This window comes from Wukongibacter baidiensis (assembly GCF_050888315.1).
GTDB classification, from domain to species: Bacteria; Bacillota; Clostridia; order Peptostreptococcales; family Caminicellaceae; genus Wukongibacter; species Wukongibacter baidiensis.
The window spans coordinates 1,720,855-1,735,416 of sequence record NZ_CP138202.1 but is presented as its reverse complement, the minus strand read 5'-3'; the positions used below and the strand labels follow the sequence as shown (position 1 = coordinate 1,735,416).

The following is a 14,562-nucleotide window of genomic DNA, read 5'->3' as shown; positions in this document are numbered from 1 at the left end:
AATGCGTATTTGCATATTTGCAGAAGGAAGCTATCCCTATATATTAGGTGGTGTATCGAGCTGGATTAATACAATAATTAGATCCTTTCCTGAACATGAATTTATTATTTATGCCATAGGTGCTGAATCCAGATGTAAGGGAAATTTTAAATATAAGCTGCCTGAAAACATAATAGATGTAAAAGACGTTTTTTTAGATAGCATAAAGCTTACAGATAGAAACAAAGGTAGAAAGTATAAGCTGAGTAAAGAGAAATATGATGGATTAAAGGGTTTATTAAATGGAGATAGTTCTTTATGGGGAAATGTATTCGACTTTTTTAGGGATGCAGAATTTAACCATGCATCGGAGTTCTTTATGAGTAAAAATTTTTTTGACTTAGTAAAGGAAATGTACATTACTACATATCCCTATACTCCCTTTACAGAGTTTTTGTGGACTATGCGGTCGATGTATCTAATATTGTTTTACTTACTTATGCAAGAGATACCTAAAGCTGACTTATATCATAGTGTTTCCACCGGATATGCTGGGATTTTGGCAAGTAAGGCAAAGCATTTACATAAAAGACCATTTATATTGACAGAACATGGAATATATACACGAGAGAGAGAAGAAGAAATCATAAAGGCAGATTGGGTTAAAGGATACTATAAAGAACTTTGGATTAACTATTTTTATAATCTTTCAAGATGTGCCTATAATTATTCTGATACTGTTACATCGTTATTTCGCACTAATAAAGAGCTTCAAATAGAATTGGGATGTCCTGAAGAAAAGATTCGTATAATTCCTAATGGTGTAGATGTTTCAAGATTTAGTAAAATTTCTGATGAAAAGCAGGGCGATAGCATTAATATAGGAGCAATAATTAGAGTGGTCCCAATCAAGGATATTAAGACAATGCTGCAGAGTTTCAATATTGTAAAAAACGAAATTAGAAATGCTAAGTTTTATATTATGGGGCCGACAGAAGAAGACAATGATTATTATGAGGAATGTCTTCTATTAGCAGAACAAATGAATTTGCAAGATGTCTATTTTACAGGAACAGTAAATATATCTGAATATATTGGAAAAATGGATGTGCTTGTTTTGACCAGTATAAGTGAAGGACAGCCATTAGCAGTAATGGAGGGAATGGCTGCTAAAAAACCCCATGTATGCACAAATGTTGGCGATTGTAGAGACCTTTTATTTGGAAGGCAAGACCATTATGGACAAGCTGGATTTATTGAATATGTAATGGATTATGTCGGGATTGCACAGTCCATCATAAAGCTCTGCAATGATGAAAAACTGCGAATTGAAATGGGGCAAAATGCATTTAATAGGATTTCGAATTTTTATAGAAAAGATGACCTTATTGAAAACTATAGAGAATTGTATAAACAGTTTGGAAGTGAAACGAATGGCAGGAATAGGATTTGAATTAAAAAAACTCTATAAAAATAAAGGGCTACTTGCTAAAGTAAGGGCTTATCTGTATTCCATATTTGTAACCATTGGTCCTATTGTAATTAGTGTTATAGTAATAACCTTTTTACAATTCCTTTTAAAATATATTGGCGTAGAGAGGTATAGAAGGGAAATATTACAGGCGACAATAATGTATTCTTTTATTTTTGCAGTTATTATATCAAGTGGTTACTGTATGATGTTGTCTAGATATCTCTCGGATAAGCTATACATGGAAAGGAAAGAGGATATCCTGCCAGCCCTATATGGGTCAATAGCTTTTATACTTATAGTTTCGGCTATAATAGGATTTATATTTTACCTTAGATCTCCTTTAGATACTGTTTATAAATTTTTTGCATATATGCTGTTTGTAGAGTTGGTTATTGAGATGGTTTTAAGTGTGTATATATCAGCAGTTGATAATTTTAAAAGAGTAGCATATAGCTTCTTATATGGTACATTTGCAGCAGTCATAATGGGCTATGTATTAACCAAGTATACAACGCTTGATGAGATTCTATCGGTTTTAATAGCCTTTGATATATGCATTTTGATAGTTATTATATTACTAGCACTTGAAGTTCAACAATACTTTAGAGAAAAAAGCACACTATACTTTAACTATATAAAATACTTTAATAAGTACCGTTTGATTTTTTTTACAAATGTTTTTTATACATTGGGACTGTACATGCACAATTTTGTTTTCTGGAGTCTTACTCAGGTAAACCATATTGTAGAGTCTACATATGTTTATGCACCTTCCTATGACATTCCGGCTTTCTATGCTTTTCTGAGTATAATGCCAACAATGGTTATATTCGTTGTAAAAGTGGAAACTGCCTTTTATGAAAAATATAGAAACTACTTCTATCTAGTTAATAATGGTGCATGCTATGAAGATCTAGAAGTAGCGAAAAAAGAAATGATAAAAATTATATATAGAGAACTGATTTATATCATGGAGATACAACTTTTTTTCTCCATAGGATTTATAATATTAGGAATAAAACTTTTGCCATTTGTTGGATTTACTGCGAATATGATTGATATGTTTAATATATTGATCTTAGGATACTACTGCACTATAATTATGTTCGTCGTCATGACTATATTGTTGTATTATGACAATAAAAAAGATGCCTGTTTAGTAGCGGCTCACTTTATGATTACAAGTGCTTTATTTACTATAGTGACTGTTTATTTAGGTGAAGTATACTACGGTTTAGGCTTTTTTATGTCGGGGTTGTTGTCACTAATATACTCAATAGTTATGCTAAGAAGGTATCTCAAGAATATCGAATACTATGTTTTCTGTATCCAGGTATCTTGGGAGGAAAAAGATGAGGGTCTATTAACAGGCTTAATCGATAGAATAAATAAAATTGGAGGCTAAGTTTCATGAAGAAAAGAAGTTGGGGACTAGGTCTTGGTTTTTTTATCCTACTTTCGGTTATTATGTTTTCAAGTTTATCCATAGAAGAAAGAAAAGATTTTAAATTAAACTATTCAGATAAAAGTAATGGAGCCCAAAAACCTGATAAAGAAAAAAAGATAAGTAACCCTTTGAATACAGTTAAACTTGTTGATAATGAAGAAATTTATAGTGAAGATGAAGATTCACAGGTAGATAAGCTTTACGTAACCGTTTTACCTCCACAAAGTAACGATGCTGTTACTTTAGAGGACTTAAATGCTAATATAAACAATGCGAATAAAGATCATGTCAGCGACGATATGGACCCTGTAGTCGAAATTGTATTTAGCGGTAAACAACTTAATAAAGATAATAATTCAACCTATGTGCCAAATGCTACCATGGAAATTAGAGGACAATCATCACGTTTTTATAACCAAAAGTCTTATAAAATAAAGCTATTTGATAATACCGAGAAATGGAAGGGTTTCAAAACCATTAATCTAAATAAACACTCTTCAGACCCCTTGAGAATAAGAAATAAGCTGTCCTTTGACTATTTCGAAATGCTTCCCGACTTTGTCAGTCTGCGAACACGATTCGTGGAGCTATATATTAGAGATTTATCTTCGGAAAATCAGGATGATAAATTTAGAAGCTATGGATTATTTACCTTCATTGAGCAATCCAACAAAAGATTTTTGAAGAGACATAATCTTGATCCAAATGCTCAATTATACAAAGCGGAATATTTCGAGTTTTTTAGATATCCAGATAAATTAAAAACCAAGGAAGATATAACCTATGATAATAATAAATTTGAAGAAATTCTTGAAATGAGAGGAAATGATGATCATAAGAAGCTTATTGAGATGCTTGAAGCCGTTAATAACTACAATAGAGATATAAATGAGGTAGTTGATAAATATTTTGACAGAGATAACCTATTAACATGGGTAGGGGTAAATATTCTTATTAACAATTACGACACAAACAGTCGAAACTTTTTACTATATAGTCCATTGAATTCCGATAAGTGGTTTTTTATTCCTTGGGATTATGACGGAGCATGGAGTGAAAAGGTATTTAGAGGTAAATGGAGAAAAGGCCTGTCAACCTATTGGGGGATGGTGCTCTTCAACAGATTTTTTAAAGATGCAAATAATGTTGAAGAACTAAGTAAAAAAATTGAGGAGTTATCAAATACAATCAATGAGGAAAATACCAGTAAGTTTCTAGATAGCTATTATGGCTTAGTCAAGAAGAGTGTCTTTAAATCTCCTGACGTAGATTATATTGAGAGCACACCAGTAAAATTCGAAAAAGACTACTATTCTATTGCCGGAATAACAGAAAAAAACAAAAAGTACTACTATGAATCCTTAGAAAATCCAATGCCTTTTTTTCTCGGAGAGCCCAAGAATAGAGATGGAAGCTATAGTTTTAACTGGTCCCCATCATATGACTTGCAGGCGGATGATTTAAGCTACGAGTTTATACTAAGTTCAGACTATGAGTTTAAGAATATTATAGTAAATTATAAAGATTTGAAAAGTACTAACTGTAAAGTAGATGGTCTAAATCCAGGAGAATATTTCTGGAAAGTAATAGCCTATGATTCAAAGGGAAATTGGCAGGAAGCATTTGACTTAGTTAGAGAAGATGGTAAAGAAATTACTGGATCTAAAAGGATCATTATTCAGTAAATATATGCCACTGACATACAAGGAGGAACAATGAACTATGGACAAAGAATGCTTCGGCATGAACTAAAGTATTTCATCAATGAACATGAATATACTTATTTGAAAAAGAGGCTTTTAGCTGGTATGAAGAAAGACGAGAATGGTACTATCGATGATGGTTATCATATCCGCAGTCTATACTTTGATGATATGTATAACAGTGCCTTTAATGAAAAAGAACTTGGAATATTTAAGCGAAAGAAATATAGAGTAAGAATTTACAATATTAGCGATAAAATTATTAAGTTGGAGAAAAAGAGTAAGTACGGACAATATATCGGCAAGGAGTCAGTTAGAATTACCAAAGAAGAGTTTTATAAACTTATAGATGGTAATTATGAGTTTTTGATGAACTCAGGTAATAAGCTTCTTAGGGAGTTATATATTGAGAAAAGGACTAAATTACTTAAACCAGCTGTAATAGTTGATTATGATAGGGAAGCCTATATATGTGAGTCGGGAAATGTTAGGATTACCTTTGATAAAAACTTGAGAGCGGGCATCAATTCATATGATGTATTCGATGATAAAGTTGCTACAAAAATGATTTTCGATAAGCCAATAATGATCTTAGAGGTTAAATATGATGCTTTTTTACCTACACATATTCATAACTTAATTCAGATATGTAGTCATAATATATCTGCAGCATCTAAATACGTAATGTGCAGAAATGTAATCAATAGTTTGAAATAGACTATAATGCTTTAAAGGAGGACATAATGGACAATAGACTAGGATTCGAAGATATTTTTAAAAAGAGCATACTTGAACTTAATAACTTTGCAGATCTATCACTAATCAATATCCTAATAGGTCTTACCATTACTTTAGTAGTTGCTTTATTTATATTCTATATATACAAGATTACCTTTCAAGGGGTTGTATATAGCCATGGATTTAATACATCATTAGTTTTGTTGTGTTTAGTTACTTCGTTAGTTATTATGACAATCAGCTCAAATATAGTATTGTCACTAGGTATGGTAGGTGCTCTAAGTATCGTAAGATTCAGAGCGGCTATAAAGGATCCAAAGGATATTGTATTTATGTTTTGGGCAATTTCAGGAGGAATAGCCTCAGGAGCAGGGATTTACTCTGTAGCCCTTGGTGGTTCGTTGTTTATAGGTATAGTATTGCTGATCATGTCTCGTAAGAAGTTCCATATTACTACATATCTTCTGATAATTAAGTATGGTGAAGAAGCCAAAAAAGACGTTATATCGATACTCAATAAATTAAATTATGTCTTGAAGTCTAAAACAGTTGCAAATGGGAAAACGGAGCTAACTATTGAACTGAGAAAAGTCGGTGAGAATACTTCCTATGTAGAAAGTTTATCGGATATAGAGGGAGTAGATAGTGCGATACTAGTGAAATATAATGGCGATTATGCTGAATAAGAGTAATTAATTCTTAAAGTATTAGCTTGGTGAAATGGAGGAAGACATCATGAGGCGCTGGATGAAGCTAGGTATTATTTCTGTGTTAACTTGTGCCACTGTATATTTTGGAATATACCTTTTTACTCTATATGAAGATTTTAAGAGTCAAAGAGTTCTTTATGAAACCTATGATGAGGCAAGTTGGGTAAATCCCCTCGAAATTAATGGTATAACTGAAAATCCAGATGTCTATAAAGATGACGAAAAACTCGAGGTGGATAGTATATTTGTCACTATCTTAAAATCTAAGGATGGATCCGAAAATAATGACAATAGTTTTAAGTGGCTTTTAAACTATAACCAAGAAGATGATGGGCCAAAGCCTAAACTCGAAATTTTCTTTGAAGATGGGGACAAAAAACTATTTCAAAATGGAATTTTTATAAGGGAACCAAATGCTACCCTTGAAATAAGAGGAAGCTCATCAAGAAAAGACCTTCAAAAGTCATTTAAGGTTAGGTTGTTTGATAGAGAAGGCCTATGGCATAATCAAAATATTATTAATCTTAATAAGCATTACTCGGATTCTCTTCGCATACGTAGTAGATTATCCTATGATTATCTTAAAATCATACCGAATATCACTAGCCTTAGAACGCGTTTTGTGAGGCTATTTATAAAGGACTTATCTGCCCCGGCTCCAGATGATACCTTTAAAGATTATGGCTTTTTTACTCAGATTGAGCAACCTAACAAGCTATTTTTAAAGAGTCATGGATTAGACCCAAATGGTAATCTATATAAGGCTGAGGATTTTAAGTTTCAACGATATCCAGAGAATATAAAAAACAAGAAAGATAAAAGCTTTTCTAAGAAAAATTTTGAAGAAATACTAGAAATAAAGGGAAGTGAAGACCACAAAAAGCTTATTGAGATGCTTGATGATGTCAATGATTACAGTCAAGATATTAATGAGGTTATAGAGAAACATTTTGATAAAGAAAATTATTTAACTTGGATAGCAATAAATATTCTATTTGACAATTATGAAAGGGCAAACGAGGACTTCTTACTATATAGCCCTTTGAATTCAAATAAATGGTACTTTATGGCATCAAAATTTGATGGAGCATGGACACTTAACGAGGATAGACCTAAATGGCAAAAAGGCTTGCAAATGTATTGGAATAACGTGCTTCATAAAAGGTTCTTTAGAGATCCTAAAAATATTGAAGCTTTAAATAAGAAGATTGACGAATTAAGTGATATAGTTAACAAGAAACAAACTAAAGAATTTCTAGATGGATATTACGATATTATGCTATCAAATATTACAAAGTTGCCCGATTTAAAATACTTACCTATCACTCTGGATGATTATAAACGAGAATATAAAGAACTACCTGAATTAACGGAGAGAAATCGCCTTTATTACTATGAGTTATTAGAAAGCCCCATGCCCTTTAATTTAAAAGAGCCTAAATATGTTGACAATAAATTAATTTTTACTTGGGAAGAAGCGTACGACATACAGCAAGATGACCTATACTATGATTTTGAACTGAGCAAGGATAAAGATTTTTTGACAATTGTTAAAGCTGCTAAGGACATTAAAGACTCAAAATATGAAATCAAAGGTCTTAAAAAAGGAATATACTATTGGCGTGTAATAGCAAAGGATGGAAAGGGAAATTCACAAATTGCATATAACATTTTTAGAGATGAATATGGAGATAAGTATTATGGCTTAGAGAAGTTTAGAATTGATGACAGAATGACCCTATCTATATTCGGAGAAAGAGGGACAGATTCAGAAAGCCAAAAGGACGAGCCTACAAGAATAGATAATACTACGGCTATGACAGAAGCAAAACCTATTGAGAAGGAAGTAGCGGATGATGAACTAGATCAATTGAAGAAAGGCAAGAACTCATTAAGTGATGACAAGGATATTGAGAGTGATAAAAATACTAATGAGTCCTACGAAACATATACCTTGAAAGCAGGTGAAACACTATTTTATGTTAGCATGAGATTTTATGGTCACCAAGGTATGATAGAAGAAATAAGAAAATTGAATAATATAGAAGATATTAATAATATACCTACTGGTAAGCTTTTAAAACTGCCTAGTAAATAAGTACACATAAAAAGAGAAGGGCTGTACTCATAAGATTCATTTATGAGACAGCCCCTTCTCTTTTTGACTTTGGTATTTTATTCATAAAAAGCCAATAAAACTAGTTTGAAATTATAATTTAGAACAGGAGAAATGCAATTGATAGCAGCAATTCTTGATATTATGTAAACAACTAAAATTTACTATTGTGACATATTATTACTATTGAAAGGTGTGCGAGAATGAACTATCATTATAGTGTATAATTATGTAAAAATGTAGTATTGGAAGAAAAAAGTTTTGCTTTTAGTATATTGAAATGATTTGGGACTTCAAGATTTGAGTATATTTTAAATTGAATAAAGTTGACATAAAATCAAACATGCTTCTTCTTGAAAGAATGGAGTGAGAACTTGATTTCAAAGTTTTTAAAAATGAATATTGTTAAGTACTTTATAGTTTCATGTGCTGCCACTGTTATAGATTTCTATCTCTCCTATTTGTTATACGAGAAAATTGGACTAAATTATCTTTTTTCAACTAATTTGGGAATATTTTGTGGCTTTATATTTCAATATTTTACTTCTATGAAATTTATTTTTACAAATAATAAGCATATAAAATCCTTTGCAATCTATATAATCACTTTTTTTATTGGTTTAACACTAGCTAATATTACCATATGGGTTAGTTTTGATTTTTTAAACCTGTCTTTTAGTTTTGCAAAGGTATTGTCAATAGTGGTGCCATTTTTCATAACGTATTTTATAAGAAAAATAACATTGGAAAAAGAACTGACTCCAGTCAAGGTGGGATAGAAGTGAAAACCTATTATAGATTTAAGTTTTATATCAATGCTAGACATTCTGTAATATTTGATGATAAAGCATCAAATATTCATCCTCACACCTGGGAAATAGCGATTTCCTTTGGTTCTAGGACTACTGAAATAGTGAATTTTAGTCAGTTTGAAAAGGAACTTGATAAATATTTTGCTAACTATGAGGGAAAATATTTAAATGAACTAGAGGAGTTTATGGATGTAAATCCTACTATGGAGAATATAGGAAAAATCCTATATAAAGATATAAAAAAGCTATTGGACAAGAAGGATTTATATTTTAAAACCGTAGAAATTAGTGAGAACCCTACGAGAACCTATATTATTGAAGCCCAGTAGAGGTGAGGAGCTTGAAAGGGAATGGGGATAGAAAGATTGATAGGGTATTAAATCTAGACACTGTTAGGAAGTTAAGAAATACGAAGATTTGTTTAATATGTATAGGAAGAGGCAAAGCTAAGCAATTATTTATAAGGAATCTTATTATTCTAACCGCTTTTGCACTATTTACCTTAGTAATGATAAATAAGACAGGAAGATATCCCTGGGGATCGGACACATATGGTCACCTTTTTAAAGGCAATATCCTATATGATGCCTTTAAGAAAGGAAAATGGTTTTTAAACTATAATGAAAGCTGGTACAATGGAATACAGCCCTTTAGATATTGGGCGCCACTTCCGTACTATATTTTAGCAATTATAAATCTGTTTACCAACAACATAGTAACAACCTACAATGTTTTCATTATGTTTGTTTTTATACTAGGAGGAATTGGATGGCTATGCTGGGGTTGTTATACAAATAGACATAACCTGTCCTTAGTTGTTGCTATTCTCTGGTTTTTCGTTCCTGACAATTTAAGAGTACTATTTTCTGAAGGGAATATTCCCTTTGTAATTGTAAATAGCTTAATTCCCTTTGTATTTCTTTATTATTACAAATCTATACAGGAGAAGAGAATTAGTAACTACCTCTTTTTGACATTTGTAATGGGAATTATGACATTATGCCATGCCATGATAACGGCTATGGTAGGAATTTCGCTTTTTATACTTGCATGTATCAATTCAGTATTTAGCAAAAAGTATTTTAATAATATATTGGCATTAATATATGCCTTCTTAGGGACAATGATCGTTTCGTTTTGGCTGTATCCAGCTCTAAAGGGAGGAATCATAGGACTGAATAGGGAAGCGGTTGCAAGTGTTATGGAGAGTCTGACGTATCCATTTAGAATTTCCCTCAATCCCTTATTGAGGTTTGAATATATTGAAGTGTATTATTTCGGTTTAGCATTTGCTATAGTTGCAGGTTTTGGATTCCTATTCTCTAACAAGGATGAAAGAGCTCCATTTATTACAGCTATAATTGTTCTATTAGGAACAACAAAGGCTGCTTTACCAGTCTTGCAAAAGCTACCAATGAATCAACTTTTCTGGATGAGGAGATTTACATCGATTGCTATGGCAATGATTATTTTAGCCTTGATTCTATGGAAGAGCCTAAGGAAGAGTCTTCTGATACTCATAGTAGGATTGCTGTTAATAGATTCTCTAGCTTCATTTCATGCCCTCGGCTTTAACAGAGAATTTCCCCTTGACCAAGCTAAAATATTTGACAGGGCATCAGAAATAGCTACCCAAAGAATTGGAGTTTTAGATAGTTCAAGCTTTGGTTCATTTCCAAGCTATTATATTGCCTATAACCCTGTTGATGGAGTTAGAGATCAGATATATGGATGGGCATGGCAAGGAGCTACTACTTCTGAAAACATAGTTGCATTAAATACTGCCTTAGAGAATGGATACTATGATCTAATGTTTGATAGAGCTTTAGAGTTAGGAGCTGATACATTAGTTGTAAGAAAGAGGCTAATAAATGATTTTGAAACTCTAAAAGGAGCAGCTAAGGCTGTGGGATATGATCAGTATGAAGAAGACGAAGAAGTGATTATATACAAGTATCCAGACATAAGTAAATTTGGTAGTGAAGTTAGTTATGAAGGTGTGGCTATAGGGCGATATTCATCCAATGTTATATATTTCTTTCCAAAAATTCAGACTCTAGATAGTGAATTTATAGATGACTATACCTATGATGAATTAAGGGATAACAAGATGGTTTTCTTATCGGGATTTAAGTTTAGGAATCAGAATGCTGCAGAGAGTTTAATACTAAAGCTTTCACGCAGCGGAGTAAAAGTTATAATTGATATCACTGGATTTGAAGGCAATGAATTTCTAGATGTAAGGGCTGAGCCGATTACTATAAGGGATAATTATGGAGAGATTTATTATAAAAACGAAAGACTAGATATGAAGGAGTTTCCGAGGGAGTATAGAAATTGGAGAACTTCATTTCTAAATGGGGTTGAAGATACAGAAAGCTACGGAGTTATAGAACATAAAATAATCAACTATATTGGAAGAAAAGATAATGATAATTTGATATTTATCGGACTGAATTTACCCTATTATACATTCTTAACTAAGGATGTAGAAGCTTTAGAAATACTAGAGGATCTGTTTGATCTTAATGCATTTGAAGTGCCACATAGGAAGATTTATCGCCTAAGAGTTAAAAGAGAAGGTAGCATAATAGAGGTAACCGGTGGAAAATCAAATATAGTATTGCCTCTAGCGGCTTTAGATGGATTTGTTAGAGTTGACGGAGATTACGACGTAATCAATAATCTTATTTATCTAAAAACGCCAAAACTTACGATTAAGATAATTTATCCTTATCTTAAAACTGGGATAGTACTTTCATTAATATTTTTGCTAATAACTATAGGTTTAACGGTAGTTATTAAGAGAAATAAAAGTATTTTAGACAGTAGGTGATAAATTTATGGAGAAGCTCTTATTATTTATTTTAATAGTAATGGTATGGGGGTTTGCCTTTTTAATATTTAGAAATTCTAAAATGTACTTCTTTAAATTCTTAGCAGGAAGTGTTGGAGTATTTACAATCAGTATGATATTTTTTCTACCTCACTTTGACAAGGTTCTAAATACTTTAATTACAAATGCCTTAATTATGATTGAACAAGTTACGGGACTTTTTGAAGTTTTTAAAGGAAACTCAATAATTTCAATAGATACTGCTGACGGCATTGTTTCTATGATTATAAATTATGAGTGTTCAGGGGTGATTGAAATGCTTGTATTTACATCACTTGCACTATTCTTTCCCTTTGGAGGTATAACAAGAAAATCTGTATCTATAATAGCTGGAAACATTTATCTTTATATTGCAAATATCATTAGGATAGTATTTATTGTGATTATGTTAAAGCTCTTTGGAGCATCGTCATATTATATAGTTCACACCTTATTAGCAAGAATACTGTTTTTCGCATTTTCAGTACTATTATATTATTTTGTGTTCACATCTACCCAATTGAAGTATCAGAAGGTAGGTGAGATGTAATGAATCAGGAATTAATAAGACAGTTTCTATTTTGGGGTATCTGGCTTGTTATCCCACTACTTGTAGATATTATGGCTGGTCTTAGGGGTGGCCTTATTGTACTAACAGGATATTTCAAAAAAGCAAAAATGAAGATAGACTTTTACCCCCATGTGACAATATTGGTTCCCGTGTATAATTCTGAAAAAACTATAGAAAGCTGTCTGGAATCCATAGCAAATCAAAACTATCCTATCCAGAACCTGCAGGTTATTCTTATAAATAATGGTGTAAGAGATAATGCCTACAAGGTATTTTGTGAAGTTCAAGGGAAGAATCCAAAGCTTAGACTATGGTGGATAGATTCATCTCAAGGTAAGGCCAAGGCCTTAAATAAAGGCTTGTACATGTCAGAGGGAAAGTATGTAATAAACATAGATTCCGATGGTGTACTAGATAAAAACGCAGTGCTTAAGATAGTTGAGAAATTTGAAAATAATCCAGATATTAATGCAATGACAGGAGTTATTCTTATCGATAAGGATTTAATAGAAAAAACTGAGAGTAGATTCTTGAGATTATTACAGCGCTGCGAGCTATTTGAATATTCGGAGGCATTTTTAGTAGGAAGGGGTTTTCAATCTGAGAAGAACCGAATGTTTACCCTTGCGGGAGCATTTTCATGCTTTAGAAAGGACATTGTTTTGAAAACTCAGCTTTATAACAATGAGACCTTAGGAGAAGATACCCATATGACATCTCAGATTAGAGAATTTCTAAAGGGAAAAATAGCTCTATGTGAAGAATCCTTTTTCTACTTAGACCCTATTGAAAATATAGACAGGCTATATATCCAGAGGCAAAGATGGCAGAGGGGTCAGGTAGAGGTATCGTCCTTGTTTAAGGATATAGCGAAAAAGAATAATAGAGGACTTAAAAATGTTTTGAAATATACACTGGTTAAGGATCATACTCTTGTGTTTCCAAGACTTATCTGGGTTTTTGCCATGGTTTATCTGGCATTTCTTGATTATCCTCTAGAGCTTATAGTTGGTGCCAATATAATAATGTATTTAGCCTATGTTCTAAACTCTTTCATTTATTTTTCTGTATCTAGACTATATTTAAAAAATCAGGTTGGTGTAGAAAGGTATATGAAAAAACACTGCTATATAGTATTACTACTGCCTCTATATAGGTTCATAGGCTTTTTAATGAGAGTAGCCGGCATAATAAACTCAGCCCAAAAATACGCTACTTGGAATACTAAAACATTTTCTGAGGAAAGAAGTATCGTTATGAAAAGGTTAAGAAAAAGATTATATCTATACTATAGAGCGAAGGAATGGGTTAACAATGGATAAAGAGAATTTATATATAGTTTTACCTTGCTATAATGAAGAAGAAAATATTAAAGAGCTAATAAAAGAATGGAAGAATCAAGAGAGTAAATTATTAGAGCAGAACATTTCGCTAAATATTGTGATTGTTGATGACGGAAGCCAAGATAATACCTTAAAGATATCTAGGTACTTGGAAAGACACTACGATAATATAACTGTGCTGAGCCATGGAGTAAATAAGGGGCTAGGGGAAGTATTAAACACAGGGGTAAGATATGTACTATCTAAGGGAAGTGATGGATTGCTCTGTATTATGGATGCGGATTTAACACATTCACCGTACTATATCCATTCCATGATTGATAAATTGATAAAGGAAAAGCTAGACTGCGTAATAGCCTCAAGATATAGATCGGGATCAGGGGTTGAAGGACTATCATTCTTCAGAAGATTTTTATCCTATGGTGCAAGGATAGTCTATGGCCTTACCCTTAATATTAAAGGGGTAAGGGATTATACATGTGGATATAGATTGTATAAAATTTCAGCACTGGAATCTTTATCCCAGAAATATAATAGAAGAATTTTAGATGAAAGAGGCTTTGCATGCATGATGGAGCTTCTATTCAAGCTTAATGCCGAAGGTTTTAAAATTGGGGAAGTACCCTTTATTTTAAAGTATCAGCTAAAGGGTGGAGAAAGTAAAATGAAGGTATTTAAGACAGTTAATAGAAGCTTGATTACTATAGGACGGCTAAAAAAGTCAACGAATGAGGGGATATTTTGAAAAAAGGACTAATAATTATAATACTCATACTACTGTTCACTATTTCCCT

General features: G+C 32.2%; 12 protein-coding genes. All 12 read left to right on the top strand.

Going from position 1 to position 14,562, the window contains the following annotated elements:
- The first annotated feature begins 1 nt into the window (after position 1).
- The 12 genes from pelF to R9X47_RS07885 all read left to right on the top strand — a co-directional run bounded on the left by pelF (position 2) and on the right by R9X47_RS07885 (position 14,513).
- Positions 2–1,432, top strand: coding sequence for a GT4 family glycosyltransferase PelF (gene pelF, locus R9X47_RS07940; protein ID WP_432666256.1), 1,431 nt, complete (start codon positions 2–4; stop codon positions 1,430–1,432).
- Positions 1,413–2,858 carry an exopolysaccharide Pel transporter PelG gene (gene pelG, locus R9X47_RS07935; protein ID WP_432666254.1) on the top strand — a complete coding sequence of 482 codons (1,446 nt, stop codon included), beginning with the start codon at positions 1,413–1,415 and terminating at the stop codon, positions 2,856–2,858. The genes pelF and pelG overlap by 20 nt, the downstream gene beginning before the upstream one ends.
- A 5-nt stretch (positions 2,859–2,863) precedes the next feature.
- Positions 2,864–4,585: a CotH kinase family protein gene (locus tag R9X47_RS07930; protein WP_432666253.1), complete on the top strand. Its 1,722-nt coding sequence runs from the start codon at positions 2,864–2,866 to the stop codon at positions 4,583–4,585.
- Between the two features lie 30 nt (positions 4,586–4,615).
- A complete protein-coding gene (locus tag R9X47_RS07925) occupies positions 4,616–5,320 on the top strand; it encodes a polyphosphate polymerase domain-containing protein (RefSeq protein WP_432666252.1) in 705 nt (234 codons plus the stop codon).
- 26 nt (positions 5,321–5,346) lie between these two features.
- Positions 5,347–6,027 carry a DUF4956 domain-containing protein gene (locus R9X47_RS07920; protein ID WP_432666251.1) on the top strand — a complete coding sequence of 227 codons (681 nt, stop codon included), beginning with the start codon at positions 5,347–5,349 and terminating at the stop codon, positions 6,025–6,027.
- 49 nt (positions 6,028–6,076) lie between these two features.
- The gene (locus tag R9X47_RS07915; protein WP_432666249.1) at positions 6,077–8,149 is read left to right on the top strand and encodes a CotH kinase family protein; all 2,073 of its coding nucleotides are present in this window, start codon (positions 6,077–6,079) and stop codon (positions 8,147–8,149) included.
- A gap of 413 nt (positions 8,150–8,562) precedes the next feature.
- A complete protein-coding gene (locus R9X47_RS07910; protein WP_432667603.1) occupies positions 8,563–8,946 on the top strand; it encodes a GtrA family protein in 384 nt (127 codons plus the stop codon).
- Positions 8,947–8,948: 2 nt separating this feature from the next.
- Entirely contained in the window at positions 8,949–9,308 is a 360-nt protein-coding gene (locus tag R9X47_RS07905; protein WP_432666248.1) for a 6-carboxytetrahydropterin synthase, read from the top strand.
- Between the two features lie 11 nt (positions 9,309–9,319).
- Positions 9,320–11,815, top strand: a complete 2,496-nt coding sequence (locus R9X47_RS07900; RefSeq protein ID WP_432666247.1) for a 6-pyruvoyl-tetrahydropterin synthase-related protein — start codon at positions 9,320–9,322, stop codon at positions 11,813–11,815.
- A gap of 7 nt (positions 11,816–11,822) precedes the next feature.
- Positions 11,823–12,404 carry an exosortase family protein XrtG gene (gene xrtG / locus R9X47_RS07895; RefSeq protein WP_432666246.1) on the top strand — a complete coding sequence of 194 codons (582 nt, stop codon included), beginning with the start codon at positions 11,823–11,825 and terminating at the stop codon, positions 12,402–12,404.
- Positions 12,404–13,747 (top strand): TIGR03111 family XrtG-associated glycosyltransferase, encoded by a 1,344-nt coding sequence (locus R9X47_RS07890; RefSeq protein ID WP_432666243.1) that lies wholly within the window; start codon positions 12,404–12,406, stop codon positions 13,745–13,747. The genes xrtG and R9X47_RS07890 overlap by 1 nt, the downstream gene beginning before the upstream one ends.
- Positions 13,740–14,513: a glycosyltransferase family 2 protein gene (locus R9X47_RS07885; protein ID WP_432666241.1), complete on the top strand. Its 774-nt coding sequence runs from the start codon at positions 13,740–13,742 to the stop codon at positions 14,511–14,513. The genes R9X47_RS07890 and R9X47_RS07885 overlap by 8 nt, the downstream gene beginning before the upstream one ends.
- Positions 14,514–14,562: the final 49 nt, after the last annotated feature.